Genomic DNA, 19,982 nt, shown 5'->3' with positions numbered 1-19,982 from the left:
GACGGCGGTGGCGATCCGATTCACGTGATGGAGTGAACATGCAGACAACCAGGGCACTCGTGAAGCGCCTGTTTTCCGAAGCGCTCGGCGTCGAGCACGTCGCGGCCGATGCGGACTTCTTCGTGCTCGGCGGCGGGTCGCTGGCCGCGGCGGTGCTGGTCACGAAGGTCGAGCAGGCGTGCGGTATCGAAGTGTCGTTGCTGGACTTCATGAATCATTCGACGGTCGACGGTTTCGCCGCGGTCGTCGAACAACGGCTGAGCAACGTCGCATGAGTCACGCAGCCTGCTTGTCGAACCCGATGGACGTAACGCGCGGCGCGATCGACGCGAACGGCATCGAGATTCATTATCTGCGGCAAGGCAGCGGCCCGCTGGTCATCTGCTCGCACGGCTTTCCGGACCATGCGCGCTCGTTCCTGCCTTTGCTCGCCGAGCTGGCGCACGCGGGTTTCACGGCCGTCGCACCGTACCTGCGCGGCTACGCGCCGTCCGGCACCGCCCCGGCGGATCAGTACCACACCTGCTACATGGCGCATGACCTGCGCGCGTTGATCGACGCGCTGGGTGTCGAACAGGCGATCCTGGTCGGGCACGACTGGGGCGCACAGGCGTCCATTGCGGCGGCCATTCTGTTTCCGGAGCGCGTCACGAAGCTGGTGGCGCTCGGATGGAGCCGTCCCGACGCGGCGCAGCGGCTGCACTACGACTACCTGAAAGGCATCTGGCACACGTTCTTCTTTCAGTCGCCGTCGGCCGAGCAGGTGCTGGCCCACGACGATTTCGCGTTCATCGAGGCGTGGTGGCGCGATGCTTCGCGCAACTGGGACGTGCCGCGGGACATCGTCGAAGCGGTCAAGACCACGTTTCGCCAGCCAGGCGTGCTAGACGCGGCGCTCGCGCAATACCGCTGTCGCCATGTCGCGTTGCGCGACCCGGAGCGTCGTGAACAGCAGGCCCGCATCGCCGCCGGGCCGGTCACCGTGCCGACGCTCCTGATGCACGGCACTCACGATCGCGAAGGGCGTCTCGAAGCATTTTCGGGTGACGGCGTGCCGGAATATTTTTCAGCGGCGCTCACGCGCGAGATCGTCGACGGGGCCGGGCATTTCCTTCACCTTGAAAAGCCGGCCGACGTGAACCGATCGATCATCGATTTCATTGTGGCGCGATCATGAACAGGATTCATTTGCCGGATATCCGCGTCGACGATTTCGCCGAGCAAGACATCGGCCCTTGTCTCGACTACTGGTATCGGTCGCCGCCGGCGCTGATGGAGTCGATGAACGTCGACGTCGACAAGCTGCCGAGCGAGCGACGCATGCGCGAGTTGCTGACGATTCTGGTACGGCGGGCATGCGGCGGTGTCGCGCCTGCGCCGATATTGACGATCCGTCACATCGGTGAGGCGATCGGCGTCCACGAGCTGACGCACCTCGACCCGGGGCGCAGTGCCGTGATGCACGCCCATATCTGGCAGGCCCGATACCGCGGCGCCGGCATCGGACCGGTGTCGTATCTGGCAGCCATGCGCATCTTCTTCGATCGATTCGATCTGGAGAGCATCCGCTTCGAGACGCCTGCCGAAAACGTTTCGGCGCAGCGCGTCAAAAGCAAGCTCGGGATCGAGCCGCACGGCGAGGGCGTCATTGACATGCCGATGCTGCGCAATCCCGTCAAAACGGTCAGCTATCGCGTGCTGCGCGCAGAACTCGACGCCATCGAGAAATTCGTCAGATCGACCGCACGCTGATCTCGATTCGCCGGCAGCGCGTGCTGTCTTCGTAACGCCGTTGAAATGTCCGTCAGGGGGACCTCATGTCGTTTGCTCTTGCATCAGGAATCGAACAATTCAAGCCGCTGGCCGTCGCCGCGTATATTCTCGCGCTCTCGATTACGCCTGGCCCGAACAACGTGATGCTTGCCGCGTCCGGCGCGAACTTCGGATTCGTGCGCACGTTACCGCATTTGCTGGGCATTACGGTGGGCGCAACCGTTCTGGTCGCGCTGAGTGCGACCGGGCTCGGGGTCGTGTTCACCGAATATCCGGCGGCAAGACTGGCGTTGTTCGTGGTTGGCGCGCTCTATCTGGCATACCTCGCGTTCAAGATCGCGAACGCCGGGCGGCCCGCGGCCAAGGACGCGCAAACGAAGCCCTTTTCGTTCGTTCAGGCCGCGACGTTCCAGTTCGTCAATCCGAAAACCTGGCTGATGGCCGCGAACCTGATCATTCTGTTCTCGGTCGACGGTCAGGGCTTCATTTCATCGGTAATCGGAATCTGCATATTGATGGTGGCGATCAATTTTCCGGCCGTGTCGGTGTGGGCCGCGCTCGGCGTCGGGATGCAGAAGCTGCTGCATACCGATCGTGCGCGCGTGATCTATAACCGCACGATGGCGCTGCTGCTGCTCGCATGCGTGCCGTTGCTGTTCTGGAAATAGGCGCGCGCGGATATGCCCGTCATGCCCGAAACCACGCGGCTTCCCCGCGGTATCGTGTCCTTTCCCACCGACGGGCACGCGGACGCCCGGATTTTCTGTCTGCCCTACGCGGGCGGCAGTGCCTCGATCTTCGCCGGCTGGCGACACGCGCTGCCCGCGAGCCTCGAAGTCTGTGCGATCGAATTGCCCGGGCGCGGCAGCCGATTTGCCGAACCGGCGCTGACGCATATGGATGCCGTGGTCGACGAGCTGGTTCGCATGGTCGGCGACTGTCCGCCTGCGCCGTTCGCGTTGTTCGGCCACAGCATGGGGGCCGTCGTGGCGGCTGAGCTGGCACGTCGGCTGGTCGAGCTCGGGCGGCCTCCGATCGCCCTCGTCGCGTCGGCATGTGCCGCGCCGCACCTGCCGATTCGGCGTGAGCACGTGCTGCATTTGCTGCCGCGCGACGCGCTGATCGAAGCGTTGATCCATCTCGACGGGCTGCCGCCCATTGCGCGCGAGCGCAGGGATTTCCTCGATACCTTCATGCCGACGATTCGCGCCGACCTGCAGTGCCGGGAAACCTGGCGCAGCACGCCGCACGATCTGCGCATACCGGTCCACGTGCTGACCGGCGCGGACGACGGGCTGGTATCGGAAGCGGATGCGCTGGCGTGGCACGCCTTCACGTCGACGGAGTTTTCGATACGTCGTTTCGACGGCGGACATTTTTTTATCCATTCGGCAATGCAAGCCGTACTGGATCACCTGGCTGCGATCGTCCAGCATTCGCTGGCGCTTCGTCACGGCGAATCCGTTGCGCCGGCACGCCAAGCGTGTGCGCCCGATCACGACAGAGGGATGAAGTGACGCATCTAGAAAATTGGCAGATCCGCAAGGCCGCGATTTCCGCATCGGGCGGCATCGTCGTGAGCCAGCACTACAAGGCATCGAGCATCGGCGCGGCGGTGCTGGAGGACGGCGGCAACGCGGTCGATGCCGCGATAGCCGCGAGTTTCGCGATCGGCGTGCTCGAACCGTGGCAAAGCGGGTTGGGCGGCGTCGGGCATATGGTCGTTGCGCCGGCCGGCCGAACTGCATTCAGCATCGACTTCGCAGCGAGAGCGCCGTTGGCGCTCGAAGCCGACGACTATCGCCTGACCGGAGAACCGGCGCGGGGCATGTTCGGGTGGCCCGCGGTCGTCGACGACCGCAATCTGGAAGGTCCGTTCTCGATCGGCGTTCCGGGGCAGGTCGCCGGCATGACGCTGGCACATCGCGAATGCGGCTCGTTGCCGTGGCGGCGGCTGGTGGAGCCGGCGGTTCGTTGCGCGCGGGAAGGACTCGAAATCGATTGGTACTTGACCTTGAAGATCGCGTCCGTTGCCGCGGGGCTCGCACGTTATCCGGGAAGCAGTGCATGCTATCTGCGGGACGGACACGCGCCTGCGTCGGACTGGGCGGGCGCGGCGTCGCCGATCGTGCTGGAGGATCAGGCGGCCACGCTGGAGGCGATTGCCGAGCGCGGCGGCGACGATTTCTATCGTGGTGCGCTCGCTCACCGAATCGCCGCCGATTTCGCAACCGTGGGGTCGCGTCTGAGCTTCGACGATCTCGCCGCGTATCGGGCCGAAATCACGCCGATCGAAGCGCTGCGCTACCGCGATGCATCCATCCTGACCTCATCGGCGCTCACGGCAGGACCGGCGCTGACGCGCGCGCTGTCCCTGTTCGCGCGGCAAGCGGACGCCGACGGGACGGCACGTCCGGACGCGCGATTCTTCTCGCGCATCGCCGACGCGCTGACGCAGACCTATGCCGAGCGGATCGGCGGCGCGGCGCCGGGCGACGATGCGCGACGCGGGACGTGCACGACGCATATCAGTGTCGTCGATCGACACGGCAACGCGGTCGCGCTGACCCAGACGCTGTTGTCGATGTTCGGCTCCAAGGTGACGTTGCCGCAAACGGGGATCGTCATGAACAACGCCGTCATGTGGTTCGATCCGCGACCGGGAAAGGCCAACTCGATCATGCCGGGCGCCGTGCCGCTGTCGAACATGTGCCCGACGGTGGTCAAGCGCGCGACCGGAGACGTACTGGCGCTCGGTGCGTCGGGCGGCCGACGGATAATGCCGGCCGTCATGCAACTCGTCGCGTATCTGGTCGATTGCGGCATGTCGATCGAGGACGCGATTCACTTCCCGCGTCTCGATGCGAGCGGCGACCCGTGGGTCACGATCGACGATCGCTTCGACGCATCGGTTGCGCAGGCCATCGGAGCGGCTCACGAAGTCAGGCGGGCCGCCAATCTCGTCGCACCCAATCTGTTCGGTTGCCCCAACGTCGTCCTGCGCGATGGCCAAACCCGCCAGCTGACCGGGGGCGCGTTCGTCTCGTCCCCGTGGTCGGCGGCGGTGGCCGAGCGCGACGCACATTGAGGCGGCCGCGATTCAGTTCACGTCCGATCACACCATGCACGAAGACTTCAATTATCTGACCAGTATCCTGAACGCTCCCGTCTACGACGTGGCCGTCAAGACCCCGCTCGAATCCCTGTCGCGGCTGTCCGAACGCCTGGGCAGTCGCGTCTTGCTCAAGCGGGAAGACATGCAGCCGAGCTTCAGCTTCAAGGTCCGGGGCGCCTATACGCTGATGGCGCGGCTGTCCGCGGAGGCGCTCGCCCGCGGGGTGGTGACGGCCTCCGCCGGCAATCATGCGCAGGGCGTGGCGCTCGCGGCACACACGCTCGGGTGCCGCGCGCGCGTGTTCATGCCGCACACCACACCCGACATCAAGGTCCAGGCCGTCGCCCGCTATGGCGCCGAGGTCGTGCTGTACGGCGACAATTTCGACGATGCCTGCGATGCCGCGCTGGCCGATGCGCGCGAGCGTGGCAGCACCTTCGTGCCGCCGTTCGATCATCCTCACGTGATTGCCGGCCAGGGGACCGTCGGGATGGAAATTCTCCAGCAGACGACCCAACTCGATGCGATTTTCGTGCCGGTCGGCGGAGGAGGGCTGGCCGCCGGCATTTGCGCGTACGTCAAGCGCGTGAAGCCGCAGATCAGGATTTTCGGTGTGGAGCCGAGCGACGCCGACAGCATGTATCAGGCGCTCGAGGGCGGCGCGCCGGTGCGGCTCGCGCACGTTGGCCGATTCTGCGACGGCGTGGCGGTGCGTCAGGTCGGCGCCCACAGCTTCGAGCTGTGCAGGCAGTATCTCGACGGCGTCGTGCGCGTCGACAACGACGAGGTTTGCGCAGCGATCAAGGACGTCTTCGTCGATACGCGCTCGATTCTCGAGCCGTCGGGCGCTCTGGCGCTCGCCGGATTGAAGGCGTGGCAACGACGCGAGCAGAAGGGCGGGACGCTGGTCGCGATTGCATCCGGGGCCAACATGAATTTCGATCAGCTGCGCTACATCGCCGAGCGTTCGACGCTCGGCGAAAACCGAGAGGCGCGCTTCGCTGTTTCGATCGCCGAGCGTCCCGGGAGCTTTCGCGCGCTCATCGAGCAACTCGGCGATTGTGTCGTGACCGCGTTCGACTATCGCCGCGCAACGGGCGGCGACGCGCAGGTTTTCGTCGGCGTGCGGACGCCGGGAGCCGAGGGCGCGCGCAAGATCGTACAGGATCTGGCGGCGGCCGGATACCGGGCCACCGATCTCGGCGGGAGTACGCTTTGGCGCACGCATGGTCATCAGCTCGTCGGCGCGGAGGCGTTCCGCATCGACGACGAGAAGCTCTTTCAGGTGATGTTCCCCGAGCGCCGCGGCGCCTTGCTGGAGTTTCTGCGCAAGCTCGACGATGCGTGGGACATCAGCCTGTTTCACTATCGTAACGAAGGGTTCGACTACGGGCGCGTACTGATCGGCATTCGCTGCGGCGAGGCGGATTCGGCCCGCCTGTACGGTGCACTGGAGGCGACGAATTTCGAGTTCAGCGAGCAAGCCGATGCGTCGCCGTATCTGGCTTCGCTGCAGGGCGAGCGACGCTGAAAGACCGGTCACTATCGCGGGCGAGGCTACGTTGAACTCCCATCAATTGATGACGATGTGCTTCTACACGATCCTGGTATTGATCGTTCCGGGGCCGACCAACACGCTGTTGTTTTCGTCGGGAATCAGCGTGGGCCTGGCGCGCACGCTGCCGCTCGTGCTTGCGGAAGCGGCCGGGTACGTCATCGCCATTTCCGTCTGGGGCGTTTCGCTGCTGGCGTTCGCGGCGCAGCATCCTCACGTCCTGAGCGTGATCAAGCTCGCCTGTTCGTCGTACCTGCTGCTGTTGGCCGCCAAGATGTGGACGCGAGGCAGGCTGGAGGAAGATCAACGTCCGAAAGCGGTGACGTGGCGGAACCTGCTCGTCGCCACCTTGCTGAATCCGAAAGCCTTTCTGCTCGCAAGCACGGCGTTTCCATGGCAGACGTTTCACGATTCGAGCAGCGCGGCCCAGGCATTCGGCGTGTTTCTGCTCGTGCTCATACCGGTTGGGACCGGATGGGCCAGCCTGGGGCGCGCAACGCGCATGCTGGCGTCCGGCTCACACCATGTCACTGCCGTGCTTCGCTTTTCATCGATGGTACTGGTGCTGTTTTCAGGGACCCTGCTGTATTCGCTCGTCAAATGAGTTGCTGACGTTGCAACGCGACGATGAACGGCGGGACGGGGCCGGCGGTGATCGAACACGGCTGCTATTGGCGAGGCGGTGTCGGACGGCGCGGTCGTGGGCAACGTGAAGATCCTGACAGTTGCGCTGGGTGCCGGTCGAGCGGGCTTTCTGCCGACGTTCAACGGCAACTGCCGACGGTGTCGGCGCAGCGCCGAACGGCTTGCTCGTAGCCCCCGCGCGATGCTCGACTCGCCACATATCGTCCGAACAGATATCCATCTAAAAAATAACCATTTGGTACACGCTTCGGCGCGCATTACAGTTTCGCCTCCTGCCGGCTGCGACGCCGGTCGTTCCGACGTTATTTCAGAAATTCGCCACATGAATCGTTTGATGCGTTCCAGGGGCCGCCGCGCCGCGGCCGCGCTGTTCGTGCTCGGCCTCGTGCCGGCTTCCCATGCGGCCCAGCCGACGTTGCGCGTAGGCATCGACGCCGAGTCGTATCCGCCGTTCTTTTCGAAGGACGCGGCCGGCAAGTGGAAGGGCTGGGAAATCGACGTGCTCGATGCCGCGTGCGGCAAACTGAACGTGCGGTGCGAGCTCACCGACATTGCGTGGGACGGCCTGATTCCGGCGTTGCAGAACCGCAGGATCGACGTGATCTGGTCGTCGATGACGATCACCGGCGAACGGCAGAAAGCGGTCGATTTCAGCCGTGCGTATTACGAATCGCCGACGGTGTTCGTCGGCGCGAAAAGCGACCGGCGCCGTGTCGACTGCGCGGTGCCCGCGAGCTTCAAGGGCCGCGTGATCGGCGTCGAGGCCGGCACGAACTTCTCGGCGTTCCTCGATTCCCGCTTCAAGCAGGATGCGCAGATCAAGGCGTTCGACAAATTCGACAATGCGCTCGCGGATCTGGTGTCCGGCCGTGTCGACTACGTGCAGGAAGGCAAGGGATTGTTCACGGCGTTCCTCGCGTCGCGCGACGGCAAGGACTTCGAGGTCAAGGCCACGTGCGCGGACAATCCGGTGCTGGGCCTCGGCATCGGCGCGGGCGTGCGCCACGGCGATGCGCTGCGCGGCAAGCTGTCGACCGCGATCGCGCAACTGCAGCAGGACGGCACGTGGGATGCGATCACCGCCCGCTATCCGAACTTGAAGGGCACGATCGAGAAGGGCCGCTGACCGATGGCCGCGGACGATTCGCTGCTCGCGTTGCTCGCATTCGGCGACGGCGGGTATGGCCGTGTGTTCGCGAGCGCGTTCGCGCTGACGTTTGGCGTCGCGGCAGCGTCGTTCTGCACCGGCGTGCTGCTCGGCATCACCGGCGCGCTCGGCAAGCTGTCGCGGTACGCGCCGCTCGCATCGCTCGCGCGGCTCTACACGATGCTCGTGCGCGCGCTGCCCGAGCTGTTGTGCCTGCTGCTCGCCTTCTATACGGTGGCACCGGCCGTCGAGCATGCGCTTCGCGACAGCGGGATCGTGTCCGACGGCTTCGCGTTCGATCCGGTCGTCGTCGCCGCACTGTCGCTCGGGTTCATCCAGGGCGCGTATCTGACCGACATCTTCCGCGCGGCGCTCGTCAACGTGCCGGCTGGCCAGGTCGAAGCCGCGCACGCATATGGGATGACGCCATGGCAGACATTGATCCGCATCCGGCTCCCGGCCGCCGCACGGCTCGCGCTGCCGGGCGTCGGCAACGTGTGGCTGAACGCGACCAAGGATGCGTCGTTCATCAGCGTGCTCGGCTCGTTCACGGATCTGCTGAAGGCGAGCCAGCTCGCGGCCGGCGCGACGCGGCACCACGTATTCTTCTATCTGGTCACGGCCGCGCTGTTCCTGCTGCTGAGCATCGCGTCGACGGGCATCTTCGCGGCGCTCGAGCGGCATGCGAACCGTGGCACGAGGCGCGCAACCGCATGATCTTCTCGCTGCCGTTCCTGCTCGATACGGTAATGCCGAAGCTGCTCGCCGCGGTGCCGACGACGCTCGCGCTGACGCTTTTGTCGGGCGCGGCCAGCGTGCTGCTGGGCGTGCCGCTCGCGCTCGCCGCCGGTGCGCGCCATGCGCCGCTGCGCTGGTCCGCACGCGGCTGGCTCATGCTGATTCGCGGCACGCCGCTGCTCGTTCAGCTCTATCTGCTGTACTACGGATTCGGGCAGATCGTCCCGCGCGAATGGATGCGCGACAGCTGGGCATCGCCGTTGCTGCGCGACGCGTTCTGGTACGCGATCGTCGCGTTGAGCGTGAACGAGAGCACGTATGTCGCGACGATCCTGCGCGGCGCGATCGCCGGCGTGCCGGCCGGCGAGATCGAAGCCGGCCACGCATACGGGATGACACGCGTGCAGGTGCTGCGCCGCATCGTCGGCCCGCGCGCGTGGCGGCTCGCGCTGCCCGCGCTCGCCGGCGAGGCGATCCTGCTGCTGAAATCGACCGTCCTCGCGTCGACCGTTACCGTGTTCGACGTGATGGGGACGGCCAATACGGTGCGCTTCGAGACGTTGCGCGTGTACGAACCGCTGGCCGGCGCGGCTATCGTCTATGTTGCGCTGGTCGCGCTGCTGACCATTCCGGCCGCTCGTCTCGAGAAGCGCGTCAATCGCTATCTGACGCGCGTGCCCGACGCTCGCATGCCTGCCCGGCGCCGCCGCGCATCGTCGGGCGCATGGGCGGCACCCAACTGATTCATGTCCTGGTAACGAATTCCACGATGTCCGATCCTCGCCCCTTGCTGTTTTCCCTGTATGAACAAGCCAGCGTCGGCTGCGGCGGTGCGCCGAGCCTGTGGACCCATCCGGCCGACGAACGGCTCCGCGCGAATACGCTCGCGTTCTGGTCGAACCTCGCGCGCACGGCCGAGCAGGCCGATCTCGACATGCTGTTCTTCGCGGACGTGCTCGGCCTGTACGACGTTTATGGCGGCTCGGCCGACGCGGCACTGCGATGGGCGGTGGAGTCGCCCGCGAACGATCCGATGATGCTGATTCCGGCGCTCGTCGCGCAGACCGAGCGGCTCGCGTTCGGCGTGACCGCGAGCACGACCTATGAGCATCCGTTCGCGCTCGCGCGCCGCTTCAGCACGCTCGATCACCTGAGCAACGGCCGGATCGGCTGGAACATCGTGACGTCGTACCTGACGAGCGCGGCGCGCAATTTCGGGCTCGACCGGATGATCGGCCACGACGAACGCTACGCGCGCGCGGACGAGTTTCTCGACGTCGTGTACAAGCTGTGGGAAGGGAGCTGGGCGGACGATGCGGTCGTCGCCGACAAGCACGCGCCGCGCTATGCGCGCGGCGATCGCGTGCGGCCGATCGCGCACGAAGGCACGCACTATCGCGTGCAGGGGCCGCACGTCTGTGCGCCGTCGCCGCAGCGCTCGCCGGTGCTGATCCAGGCCGGCTGGTCCGGGCGCGGACGTGAGTTCGCGGCGAAGCACGCGGAGGTGGTGTTCGTCGCGAAGTCGAATCCGCACGAGATTCGTGCGGGCCTCGACGAGATTCGCCGGCTCGCGGCGGAGCGCGGCCGTGCGGCGGACGACGTGAAGTCGCTGACGGTGCTGCGAATCGTGACCGCGCGCTCGTCGAGCGACGCGAAGGAGAAATACCACACGCTGCAGCAGCACTATCACCGGCACGCGCAACTCGTCAGCTATGCGGGCGACACCGGCATCGACATCGATCGCTATGCGGACGACGAACCGCTGACGACGCAGACGGAAGGGCTCACGTCCTACGTGGTGCGGCCCGACGGCAGCGGCAAGCCGCTCACCGCCGGCGACGTGCGGCGCAAGTTCGCGAGCGTCACGCGCGGCACCGACCTGATCCTCGTCGGCTCGCCCGACGAAGTCGTCGATCGGCTCGCCGAGCATGCGCGGCAGTCGACGACGAGCGGCTACATGCTCAATCCGCTGATCAGCCCGGGAACGCTCGACGATTTCGCCGAACTGATCGTACCGGAGTTGAAAAAGCGCGGCTTGTACCGAACGACGCCGCCGGCCGGCACCTTCCGCTCGCGGCTAAGCGGCCGCGACAGGCTGCCGGATACCGCGCATGGCGCATCGTTCCGGCAATCGGCATCCGGCGGACGCTGACGAACGGTTAGCGACGGAGCAAAGATCGGCGCGTTGCGCGGCATGGATCGTGACGCGCTGTTCCGATTGCGAATCCACCGCTCGCGCGAACCGATTCTACCGGTGTCGCTAGCGTGGCGAATGAGCGGAACGGTCCGATGCGTGGCGGTCGATCACATCGGCCGCCATTGCAGCCCATTCTCGCGGCGGCGAGCATCTGACGGTACGCTGACGAGCGACAAGACCGACGGGTCGTGCCGACGATCAGCTGCGTTTCCGTGAGCCGCACGGCGGCACTGCTCGTCGGCCGTGGCCGCCGCGATTAGCCGGCCCACGCAGCGGTGCCGGTATGTGCCGCGTCGATCCATGCGTGCCGACGGTGATCGGCGCGGTCCAACGAATCCCGCCACGATGCGCAGGCCCGGCGGTTTCTCTCACAGCGCACCGTGCAATGCGACGTGACGCACGCTCCCGGCGAATCTGCCGCCCTGAATCGATGACGCTGTCAAACGAGAAATCTGGAAATCCATATAGATAAAAAGCGGATCGAGAGCTGTGGCTTGCACCGTATGGACACCGATGCGTTTGATGCACGCGACAAAGGACTCTTCCAGCTTTTGCACTATATCGAAACGTGCGTCGTCGCGAATATTTGCCGACTGGCAATCTTGCTTGCGGCAGCCGTGCTGCGTGGCCAGTGACAGAATCGTTCAAGCATGAATTCGTATTTACTAATTCGTAACCCGAATTGACGGTGACCGGAAGGCAGGCAGCGGAAGATGACACAAGCAGCACTTTTCAGAACGAGCCATACCATTGCATTCGCGGGCGCGTTGTTGGCGACGACAAGTTCCGCGACGCAGGCGCAGAGCGCCGTCCAGCTGTCGGGGATCATCGACGCGGGCATTGCGTACGTGAGCGATAGCGGCAATACCCACGGGCATCAGAGCGCGTGGCAGGCAAAGAGTGGTGACATCAACGGTAGCCGCTGGATCCTGTCGGGCAGGGAAGACCTCGGTGGAGATCTGAATGCGGCGTTCATGCTGGCGAACGGCTTTGCGCCGATGACGGGCACGGCTTCGCAGCAGGGCCGGTTGTTCGGCTTCCAGTCCTGGGTTGCGTTGCAATCGCAACAGCTCGGCTCGCTGATTGCGGGGCGCCAGTTCGACGAGGTCGTGCAGTTCGTCGAACCGTTTTCCCTGGGAGGGACGCGATATGGCGGCACGGCGTTCGCGCACGTCTTCGACAACGACAACCTCGACAACTGGACGCGCATCAACAACTCGGTCAAGTACGTGAGCCCGCTGCTGGGTGGCCTCAAGCTGGGTATGCTGTATGGATTTTCGAACCAGGCTGGCGGTTTCGACAACAACCGCGCGTATAGCCTCGGCGCGTCGTATCAATACGGCAATCTCGATCTCGGCGCGGGCTATGTGCAGTTCAACAACGCATCGAATCTCTCCAGCGCCAACGTGAACGGCGCGGCACCGGCCGGCGCACCGTTCAACGCGGCGCGCCAGCGCACCTGGGCTGCGGGCGGGCTGCTCCATTTCGGCAACGGTGCGGCCGGCCTCGTGCTCAGCGAGACGCGTCTCGATCATGCCACGTCGATCAACGACGTCGTGGATACCGCAGTCAGCCTGCCGGGCGACGACGTGCGGTTTCAGAACGTCGAGGTGAACGTGCGCTATAGCGTGCTGCAGAACTGGGACGTTTCGGCCGGTTATACGTTTACTGCGGGCCGCTTCGCGACGCCGGCGGGCGTTCGTTATCCGAAGTGGCATCAGGTCGGCATCGTCAACACCTACTTCCTTTCGCCGACGACGGACATCTACGCCGAGGCGGTCTATCAACGGGCCAACCAACTGGCCGGAACAGGTATCCGTGGCGCGCAGATCGCCAATTTTTCACGGGCGTCCGGCGCGAACCAGCTCATTGCGTCACTCGGTTTGCGACGCCGGTTCTGATCGTCTCGCCGGATGGGCACCTGTGGTGGATGCCGCGCGTTTTTCGTCGGCGGCTTGCATCCTGCGGCGAGTGGATACGCGAAGCGCTGCCGATTATGACTAAGGCCGGTACACGACGCCGGATCCATCTACGCCGCGAGCGGCACGCCGTCGTCGAGCGTGGACCGGTTGGCGTGCAGCGTGATGCAAGGTCGCCGATCATGATCGCGCTCATGTAACGCGTATTCGACGCTATTTCAGTATCGGTCGAGCGCTGCCTGCAGCATGCGTAGCCGCGTCTTCCCGTCCGGCATGAAATTCGTGCCGAAGCGCACGAGCCCTTCCCGGTGCAAATGGCAGGCCATCGTGAAGCTGATCAGCATGCCCGGTTCAGGCGGGTGAATCTCGATTTCCACTTTCTTCAGCCGCGGCTCGTAGGTGAGCAAGGTTGCCTCGATGGCGCGTTGCAGCTTGTGTGCCGACGATGGCAGATGCCGATAGATCTCCGACAGGTCGTCGAGCCCATAGTCCGGGAGATGGGCGAGCGATCCGCGCCGGCTGTTCAGGATGCGCTCGATATTGTCGCGCACCGACAGGAAAACCTGCACTTCTGACGCGAAGTCGTCCACGCCAGAGCCGTCCGCGAAGTGTCCGGTGATCCGCTCGAATAACCCGGGACCCACCCACATCGTGGAGTTCCTTTATTGCGCGATCTGAGCAATCGACGCGATGAACCATCGATCGACCATGAACCAGGCGACGCCGACGGCGACGCACGAGGCGACCACCCAAGTCAGCGGAGAAATGCGCTGCGGGCGGGCGTCGGTGCTGTTCACCACGATCGAAGCGGCCGCTGCGGGGTTGTCCTCCGCCGCAGTCGTGCGCCCAAGCCGTTCGTCGAGGGTGCGAATAAGCGCCGCACGCGCTGTACTCCCGTCCATCGCAAACCGTCCGGTGAAGCCAAGCGACAGCACCGCTGCGAATATCGCGAGCAGCACCCGCGGCGACCGTGGCTCGAGCAAGCGATCCTCGATGCGTCGTACCAACTCCTCGCCGGCATCGTTTCTCGAGAAACGTTCCTCCTGGAGCGGCCGCTTCTCCCAGCTTTCGCGAGCTTCTCCCGTGAGGTGCTTCAATGCGGCCTCGTCGAGCAGTGCGCACAGCGCGTAGACCGCATCGTTGATCACGTGATCCGGGAGGCCCCGCAAGCCCAGATCGGAGCGCAGTTGGTCGATCTGCGTGTTGCATTGGCCTCGAAGCGTGTCGAACGACAGCGGCTCTTCGGCCAGTGCGGTGACCGTGCGCGCCGTGTCACGTAGCGCGACGGGGAGCAGAGGGGAATCTGCGACGGTCATCGTGCTCATGACGGCAGCACCGCATACAGTTCGAGCGACGCCTCGGGAATCGATGCCGGCACATAGATCTGGCAGGCGTGCGCGTCGATCATCCGCTTGAACGCGGCATCATTGCTGTCCAGCGCGAAGTACTGGTTTTCGATCCGCACGGGAATCGCGGCCGGCAGCCGCGACATCGGCCGCAAGGCGATGCCCGGCAGCGCGGAATTGACGATCTGCTCGACCTCGTCCGGTGCGCCCACTTTGCATAGACGCGGCAGATGATCGATGAGGGCGTGTGCCGGCATCGCCGCTTGCACCGAAAGATAGTATTCCGCGCCTTCGGTCAGCCGTTCGTCGTTGATCCGGCCGAGCCATGTGGTCGCGCGTACGCGTTCCAGCGCAATCGGTACGACGCGGGACGGAATGACCGCATCGAGCAGCGTGCGAATCAGCGATTCGAGCTCGGCAAACGTCGGCTCTGGTGCGCGGTGATCGTACAGTGGAATCGCCTGGAGCGATTCGGTCGTGGAGAACGTCAGCAACGAGCCCGCCAGTCGGGCGAGCACCGCGTACAGTCGCTCGGGATGTTGATCCGGCGCCTGTACGAGGCGTGCGAGCTCGGGCCAGGCGCTATTGACGCTGTGGAGCAGCCAGAACAGCGCCACGTCGGACACGGCGAAGTCGGCGATCTGGTCCGAGCGCTCTTTGCGGCGCACCGCAAGGCTGGCGCTCTTGGCTAACAGAATCTCCGACAGGCGCTGCGCGCGATGCATCAGGCGATCGCTCGCGGACAGAAACAGGCACGGCGGGACAAACGCCGTGTCGGGCTCGAAGCGTCCTTGCGGGGTGCGCACGAGTCGCGCGACCGGACACGTCACATAGTCGCCGCCCTGCTCGAAGTCGAACAGCAACGTCACCACGTTACGTTCGACACTGATTTCTTCCTGCCCGTCGCCGTTCAGATCGGCAACATGCTTGTACTCGCGGGTCACGCGGCGAGGGCGGGCCGGCTTTTCGCCGGGTTCGACGCAGTTGCCGCCCTGCGCGTCCATCAGCGCCACGCCGGCCAGCACGGTCACGGTGTCCACCGTTGCAGGCACGTCGTCAAGACTGCGCGCCGCGGGAAGCCAGTCGGCGGTTTCGCTGTCGATCAGCGTACCGTCCGGCAGGCGCAGCGCGAGCGCCGTGCATTGCAGGCGATTGACGCTCAGCGCCTGGTCGTCGAGTGCCACATGCACCGCGCCCCAGGCGTCGGGGCTCGCGATGCGTGCAACTTGGTCGTGGACGTACTGTTCCCATATCGCCTGCTGCTGGAAGTGCTGCGGCGTCATGAAAATCCCCTTGGCCCACAGCGGTCTGGTTATCTTCATCTTATTGGCTGGTCTTGAATAAAAGGCGCAATGCGAAAATGTGCATCGGTGCGCGTGTCACTGCTTCGCCTTCGGCATCTGCGAAACGAGGGAGAGGTTGATGTCGACGCCTTCGATCTGAAAATGCGGGACGATGAACAGCTTGATGCGGAAGAAGCCCGGGTTGTCCTCGATATCCTCGACCGTCACCTTCGCCTCGCGCAGCGGATGTGCAGCCTGAAGATCGTCGCCCGGATCGGTCATTTCCGTGACGAGCGATTTGATCCAGTTGTTCAGCTCGAGCTCGAGCAATCGGCGGTCCCGCGTCGTGCCGATGTTTTCACGCTGGATCAGCTTCAGATAATGCGCGATGCGCGACAGCAGGAAAATGTACGGCAGGCGCGCATTGATTCGGCTATTGGCCGAAGCGTCGCGCGCATCGTACGTTCGCGGTCGCTGTGTCGAATGCGCTGAGAAAAAACAGGTCTGGTCGTGATTGCTGGTGTACGAAAGGGGGATCAGGCCAATATCGGCAAATTCATTCTCGCGTGTTTCCGAAATCAATGCGTCCGTGGAAATCTTACCCAGTTGCCCGGCGCCGAGGTCGTACCGATGCGCGGGAATGTCATTGATGACGCCACCCGCTTGCGGGCCGCGAATCTGCACGCACCAGCCGTTGCGTATAAAGCTGCGTACGATGTTGACCGCGAAGGCGAATGCCGCGCTCGTCCACAGATGTGCGCTTCGCCCGGAATCTCGTACGTTCTCGGTGTAATTGAACGTGCGCACGGACAGCGTATCGGGCCCGTAGGGCAATCGGGCGAGGAAGCGCGGCATCGTCAGCGCGACGTAGCGCGCATCCTCGGTTTCACGGAAGCTTTTCCATTTCAGGTATTCGGCCCGCTCGAACCAGATCGGCAGGTCGCGGATGCCTGCGACTGCCTCCATCGTGGGTTTGTCGAAGAAGGCGGGCGAGACCGCGCCGATGAATGGCATGTGAGCAGCCGCGGCGACTTTCGATATATTGCGCAACAGAGCGACGTCCTGCGCGCGATGATCGAATTCAAATGCCGAAATAATCGCGGCGATGGGTTGTCCACCCGGCATGTCGTACTCGCCGACATAAGTCAGTCTGAACAAGCCGCTCTGGATGATATCGGGCGTATCTTCGAAGTCTTGATGGAGTGCTTCCTTTGAAACGTCGAGCACTTCGATTTTGACGTTTTGACGGAAATCGGTGCGATCGACCAGGAATTGCAGGCCTCGCCAAGTCGATTCGAGTGCCTGAAATGCGGGGTGGTGCAGGATGGCGTCGAGCTGCCGGCCGAGTTGTTCGTCCAGTTCCGCCAGACACCAATCGAGCAAATCGGAATCGATGCACGCAATCGTATTTATGCGCATTTCTGAAGATAATTTGGCGTCGGTGTATTGGTCGCACTGAGCGCCTTCACTCATCGGACGTTGCATCTGGCATGGCCGGATAACAGAGGAATGCGACATATAGCATGGCGAACATCTTAAAAATAGCGAAATACGTGAACAATTGTCAGACTTCGGACAAATACAACAAACGGCCTGAATAATGCACGCTCGCTCTTCCACGACAAGGGCGAGTGTAGTTACTGTTCTTCCTCGGCTCTGAGCGCGATGCGGGTGTTTGGCAGCGCTATCTGGACACGGGGTGAACAACAATGGCCAGCCTGTTTGACGATGCGAAGCGGTTCGTATCGGACTTGACCGGGGTGTCGGGGCGCCAGGCATATTTCTTCGAGGTGCCGGGGACCGAGAGCGCAGTTGCACTCTCGGTCGTGTCGGTGATGGCGGTCGAGCGGATGGGATATCCCACCGAGGTGCGCGTCGTGCTTACGCATCCGCTGCGGCTCGCGCGCACCGAGTACCTGAATCGCGACGCGGCTTGCACGATCGTCCCCGACGACGGCGCGCCCCGCCGGTTCTCCGGCTTCATCGCCCGCTTCTCGACGCTGCAGACCACGCGCGACTTCACCAAGTACGAAATCGTCCTGAAGTCGCACTTCGCGCGTCTCGAGGCCGTCACCACCAGCCGCATCTACCAGCACCAGAGCACGCCGCAGATCATCGAAGCGGTGCTGCGCAGCCACGGCCTCGAAGGGCACCAGTTCGCGTTTCGCCTGCGCCGCGAATATCCGCAGCACCTGTTCCGCTTCCAGTACAAGACCGACGATCTGTCGTACGTGCAGATGCTGATGCAGAAGGCCGGCATCTACAGCTATATCGTCGAGACCGAGCACGGCGATCAGGTCGTGTTCGCCGACGACGTCGACCACTACCTGTGGGATCCACATCTGACGGTTCCTTATCGTGAGGTGGCAGGGCTCGAGGCGGCGGGTGCCGAGGCGGTGACGGCGCTCAAGACCCACACGGTGACGGTGCCGCAGGCGTTCAGCGTGGCCGACTACAACCCCGAGCAGGCGTGGGAGCGCTTCAAGGACGAGGCCAACGTCGCGCCGCAGGACCAGACTACCTATGGGCGGCCGTACGTCTACGGTACGAATCACCTCGATCAGGCCGGCGCGAAGTGGGAAGCGCAGTTGCGCCACGAGGCGGCGATCGCCTGGCAGGTCGTTTACGACGGCGAGAGCAACGTGCTCGCGCTGCAGGCCGGCCGCGTGCTGGACCTGGACACCGTGCTGCCCGACGCGCCCGACGGGCAAGTCGTGATCGAAGTGACGCACAGCGGCGCACGCGATCGGGCCTACACGAACAGTTACAAGGCCATCCCGGCCAACCGGCGCTTCCGGCTCCGGCTCGAACCGGAGAAATGGCCGAAGATCGCCGGCACGCTGAGTGCGCGGGTCACGTCGCCGGACAAGTACAAATACGCTTACCTGACGGCGGCCGGCTACTACGCGGTGCGGTTCGACGTCGACTTCGCGGACTGGCCGTCGGGCGGGGAGAGCGTGCCGCTGCGGCTGGCCAAGCCGTTCGCGGGCAAGTTGCAGACGGGTTTTCACTTCCCGGCGCTGGACAACGACGAAGCGGTCGTTTCGTTCCGGGATGCGGACCCGGACAAGCCGGAGATCATCGGTTTCCATCACCACAGTCAGGCGCGGGATCTGGTGACGAACGATCGCCGCTGGCTGTCGCGCAATGTGATCCGCACGCAAAGCAACAACAAGCTGCGGATGGAGGACTGGGCCGGGCAGGAGGGGATCAAGCTTAGCACGGAACACTCCGGCACGAGCCACCTGGACCTGGGCTATCTGGTCGACGAGAAACTGGAGCGGCGCGGTGAGGGTTTCGAACTGCGCACGTCGGGTCACGGTGTCGAGCGCGCGGGCAAGGGGCTGCATCTGACGGCCTACGACCGCCCGGGTGCGAGCGGGAAGCAACTCGACATGCAGGAGACGATCGCGCAACTGGAGCAGGCGCTGGCGTTGGCGAAGTCGCTGGGCGACGCGGCGCGTACGGCGAAGGCGATGCCGGCCGACACGGATGCGCAACAGCAGATGAAGGACGAGTTCGACGGGCTGAAGCAGCCGGGCTTACTGGCGAGTGCGCCGGCCTCGATCGGCGTCGTGGCAGGTGGCGGCGTGCAGATGGCTGCGAAGGAGAGTATCTCGGCGGTGGCTGGCAAGAACGCTGACTTCAGCGTGATGAAGCGTTTCACGGCGGCCGCGGGCGAGGCGGTCTCGTTGTTCGCGCAGAAGCTTGGAATCAAGATCTTTGCGGCTAAGGGGCCAGTCGAGTTGCAGGCGCAGAGCAACGCCATGGCACTCACGGCAGAGAAGGATGTAAGCATCGCCAGTGCGAACGGAAAGGTGAATCTCTCCGCCGCGAAAGAACTCATTCTCGAGTGTGGCGGGGCGTTCATCAAGATCGCGGACGGCAATATCACACTGGGCGGCCCGGGCGACCTATTCCTGAAAGTACTCACCATTCAGAAGCAGGGAGCGCAGTCTCTGAATCTGCCGGTTCCGCAATTGCCCGTCCCCGCTGGCGTTGAAATGTTCAGCCAACGGCTCGATGTCAGTCCGCTGCTCGGCAAGGAATTCTCGCTTCCCTTGCACCATATTCCGTATGCGGTGAAAGACTCAACCGGGCGGATCGTTGATAGCGGCATGCTCGACGAAGCAGGGTATACGGGGCGTACGTTCACCAAACAGTCTTCAAAGCTGAAGTACCACATCGGCAACGATCCTTGGCGTCTGTTTCTCGACTCGAAGCACGCCGAGATCGACAACGAGCCTCAGGAATAGGGAAGCAC

At 64.1% G+C, this 19,982-nt stretch carries 19 protein-coding genes; 14 read left to right on the top strand and 5 right to left on the bottom strand.

What is annotated here, in order from left to right:
• Positions 1 to 38 precede the first annotated feature (38 nt).
• From WJ35_RS25655 to WJ35_RS25600, 12 genes are all read left to right on the top strand, one after another.
• A complete protein-coding gene (locus WJ35_RS25655) occupies positions 39 to 275 on the top strand; it encodes a phosphopantetheine-binding protein (protein WP_011882433.1) in 237 nt (78 codons plus the stop codon).
• A gap of 149 nt (positions 276 to 424) precedes the next feature.
• Positions 425 to 1,177, top strand: coding sequence for an alpha/beta fold hydrolase (locus WJ35_RS25650; protein WP_230459729.1), 753 nt, complete (start codon positions 425 to 427; stop codon positions 1,175 to 1,177).
• Positions 1,174 to 1,752, top strand: a complete 579-nt coding sequence (locus WJ35_RS25645; RefSeq protein ID WP_041494188.1) for a GNAT family N-acetyltransferase — start codon at positions 1,174 to 1,176, stop codon at positions 1,750 to 1,752. Before WJ35_RS25650 ends, WJ35_RS25645 begins: the two co-directional genes overlap by 4 nt.
• Before the next feature lie 65 nt (positions 1,753 to 1,817).
• Positions 1,818 to 2,441 (top strand): LysE family translocator, encoded by a 624-nt coding sequence (locus tag WJ35_RS25640; RefSeq protein ID WP_011882430.1) that lies wholly within the window; start codon positions 1,818 to 1,820, stop codon positions 2,439 to 2,441.
• A 21-nt stretch (positions 2,442 to 2,462) separates the two neighbouring features.
• Positions 2,463 to 3,290 (top strand): thioesterase II family protein, encoded by an 828-nt coding sequence (locus tag WJ35_RS25635; RefSeq protein WP_224056423.1) that lies wholly within the window; start codon positions 2,463 to 2,465, stop codon positions 3,288 to 3,290.
• A gap of 59 nt (positions 3,291 to 3,349) precedes the next feature.
• On the top strand, positions 3,350 to 4,861 hold the full coding sequence (locus WJ35_RS25630; RefSeq protein ID WP_230459728.1) for a gamma-glutamyltransferase family protein: 1,512 nt from the start codon (positions 3,350 to 3,352) through the stop codon (positions 4,859 to 4,861).
• 34 nt (positions 4,862 to 4,895) lie between these two features.
• Positions 4,896 to 6,419 carry a threonine ammonia-lyase, biosynthetic gene (gene ilvA, locus WJ35_RS25625; RefSeq protein WP_069240304.1) on the top strand — a complete coding sequence of 508 codons (1,524 nt, stop codon included), beginning with the start codon at positions 4,896 to 4,898 and terminating at the stop codon, positions 6,417 to 6,419.
• A gap of 49 nt (positions 6,420 to 6,468) precedes the next feature.
• Entirely contained in the window at positions 6,469 to 7,047 is a 579-nt protein-coding gene (locus tag WJ35_RS25620) for a LysE family translocator (protein WP_011882426.1), read from the top strand.
• A 363-nt stretch (positions 7,048 to 7,410) separates the two neighbouring features.
• Complete coding sequence (locus WJ35_RS25615) at positions 7,411 to 8,214, top strand: transporter substrate-binding domain-containing protein (protein ID WP_060235258.1); 804 nt, start codon at positions 7,411 to 7,413, stop codon at positions 8,212 to 8,214.
• 3 nt (positions 8,215 to 8,217) lie between these two features.
• Positions 8,218 to 8,952, top strand: a complete 735-nt coding sequence (locus WJ35_RS25610) for an ABC transporter permease subunit (protein ID WP_060235255.1) — start codon at positions 8,218 to 8,220, stop codon at positions 8,950 to 8,952.
• A complete protein-coding gene (locus WJ35_RS25605; protein WP_060235253.1) occupies positions 8,949 to 9,716 on the top strand; it encodes an ABC transporter permease in 768 nt (255 codons plus the stop codon). The genes WJ35_RS25610 and WJ35_RS25605 overlap by 4 nt, the downstream gene beginning before the upstream one ends.
• Positions 9,717 to 9,742: 26 nt before the next feature.
• Complete coding sequence (locus WJ35_RS25600; protein ID WP_069240302.1) at positions 9,743 to 11,125, top strand: LLM class flavin-dependent oxidoreductase; 1,383 nt, start codon at positions 9,743 to 9,745, stop codon at positions 11,123 to 11,125.
• A 413-nt stretch (positions 11,126 to 11,538) separates the two neighbouring features.
• Here WJ35_RS25600 and WJ35_RS31630 read toward each other — a convergent pair whose 3' ends face one another.
• A complete protein-coding gene (locus WJ35_RS31630) occupies positions 11,539 to 11,727 on the bottom strand; it encodes a hypothetical protein (protein ID WP_124259745.1) in 189 nt (62 codons plus the stop codon).
• A gap of 156 nt (positions 11,728 to 11,883) precedes the next feature.
• On the opposite strand from WJ35_RS31630, the gene WJ35_RS25595 reads away from it, so the two are divergent.
• The gene (locus tag WJ35_RS25595) at positions 11,884 to 13,071 is read left to right on the top strand and encodes a porin (RefSeq protein ID WP_069240301.1); all 1,188 of its coding nucleotides are present in this window, start codon (positions 11,884 to 11,886) and stop codon (positions 13,069 to 13,071) included.
• 236 nt (positions 13,072 to 13,307) lie between these two features.
• Here WJ35_RS25595 and tssE read toward each other — a convergent pair whose 3' ends face one another.
• The 4 genes from tssE to tssC are packed head-to-tail and all read right to left on the bottom strand — an operon-like array spanning position 13,308 to position 17,137.
• Positions 13,308 to 13,739 (bottom strand): type VI secretion system baseplate subunit TssE, encoded by a 432-nt coding sequence (tssE, locus tag WJ35_RS25590; RefSeq protein WP_069240300.1) that lies wholly within the window; start codon positions 13,737 to 13,739, stop codon positions 13,308 to 13,310.
• Between the two features lie 12 nt (positions 13,740 to 13,751).
• Positions 13,752 to 14,414: a DotU family type IV/VI secretion system protein gene (locus WJ35_RS25585; RefSeq protein ID WP_069240299.1), complete on the bottom strand. Its 663-nt coding sequence runs from the start codon at positions 14,412 to 14,414 to the stop codon at positions 13,752 to 13,754.
• Positions 14,411 to 15,757 carry a type VI secretion system baseplate subunit TssK gene (gene tssK, locus WJ35_RS25580; RefSeq protein WP_080434965.1) on the bottom strand — a complete coding sequence of 449 codons (1,347 nt, stop codon included), beginning with the start codon at positions 15,755 to 15,757 and terminating at the stop codon, positions 14,411 to 14,413. Before tssK ends, WJ35_RS25585 begins: the two co-directional genes overlap by 4 nt.
• A gap of 57 nt (positions 15,758 to 15,814) precedes the next feature.
• Complete coding sequence (gene tssC / locus WJ35_RS25575; RefSeq protein WP_069240298.1) at positions 15,815 to 17,137, bottom strand: type VI secretion system contractile sheath large subunit; 1,323 nt, start codon at positions 17,135 to 17,137, stop codon at positions 15,815 to 15,817.
• A gap of 290 nt (positions 17,138 to 17,427) precedes the next feature.
• On the opposite strand from tssC, the gene WJ35_RS25570 reads away from it, so the two are divergent.
• Positions 17,428 to 19,974 (top strand): type VI secretion system Vgr family protein, encoded by a 2,547-nt coding sequence (locus WJ35_RS25570; RefSeq protein WP_069240297.1) that lies wholly within the window; start codon positions 17,428 to 17,430, stop codon positions 19,972 to 19,974.
• Positions 19,975 to 19,982: the final 8 nt, after the last annotated feature.

Source organism: Burkholderia ubonensis (genome assembly GCF_001718695.1).
GTDB classification, from domain to species: Bacteria; Pseudomonadota; Gammaproteobacteria; order Burkholderiales; family Burkholderiaceae; genus Burkholderia; species Burkholderia ubonensis_B.
The sequence above is the reverse complement of the archived record's forward strand: the minus strand, read 5'-3'. Positions and strand labels throughout refer to the sequence as shown.

Bases quoted from the DNA above. Each gene is read 5' to 3' on its own strand.
- ilvA (WP_069240304.1), top strand. From the start codon at position 4,896: ATGCACGAAGACTTCAATTATCTGACCAGTATCCTGAACGCTCCCGTC.
- WJ35_RS25640 (WP_011882430.1), top strand. From the start codon at position 1,818: ATGTCGTTTGCTCTTGCATCAGGAATCGAACAATTCAAGCCGCTGGCC.
- WJ35_RS25645 (WP_041494188.1), top strand. From the start codon at position 1,174: ATGAACAGGATTCATTTGCCGGATATCCGCGTCGACGATTTCGCCGAG.
- WJ35_RS25615 (WP_060235258.1), top strand. From the start codon at position 7,411: ATGAATCGTTTGATGCGTTCCAGGGGCCGCCGCGCCGCGGCCGCGCTG.
- tssK (WP_080434965.1), bottom strand. From the start codon at position 15,757: ATGAAGATAACCAGACCGCTGTGGGCCAAGGGGATTTTCATGACGCCG.
- WJ35_RS25595 (WP_069240301.1), top strand. From the start codon at position 11,884: ATGACACAAGCAGCACTTTTCAGAACGAGCCATACCATTGCATTCGCG.
- WJ35_RS25610 (WP_060235255.1), top strand. From the start codon at position 8,218: ATGGCCGCGGACGATTCGCTGCTCGCGTTGCTCGCATTCGGCGACGGC.
- WJ35_RS25620 (WP_011882426.1), top strand. From the start codon at position 6,469: ATGACGATGTGCTTCTACACGATCCTGGTATTGATCGTTCCGGGGCCG.
- WJ35_RS25570 (WP_069240297.1), top strand. From the start codon at position 17,428: ATGGCCAGCCTGTTTGACGATGCGAAGCGGTTCGTATCGGACTTGACC.
- WJ35_RS25635 (WP_224056423.1), top strand. From the start codon at position 2,463: ATGCCCGAAACCACGCGGCTTCCCCGCGGTATCGTGTCCTTTCCCACC.
- WJ35_RS25600 (WP_069240302.1), top strand. From the start codon at position 9,743: ATGTCCGATCCTCGCCCCTTGCTGTTTTCCCTGTATGAACAAGCCAGC.
- WJ35_RS25585 (WP_069240299.1), bottom strand. From the start codon at position 14,414: ATGAGCACGATGACCGTCGCAGATTCCCCTCTGCTCCCCGTCGCGCTA.
- tssE (WP_069240300.1), bottom strand. From the start codon at position 13,739: ATGTGGGTGGGTCCCGGGTTATTCGAGCGGATCACCGGACACTTCGCG.
- WJ35_RS25605 (WP_060235253.1), top strand. From the start codon at position 8,949: ATGATCTTCTCGCTGCCGTTCCTGCTCGATACGGTAATGCCGAAGCTG.
- tssC (WP_069240298.1), bottom strand. From the start codon at position 17,137: ATGCGCATAAATACGATTGCGTGCATCGATTCCGATTTGCTCGATTGG.
- WJ35_RS25655 (WP_011882433.1), top strand. From the start codon at position 39: ATGCAGACAACCAGGGCACTCGTGAAGCGCCTGTTTTCCGAAGCGCTC.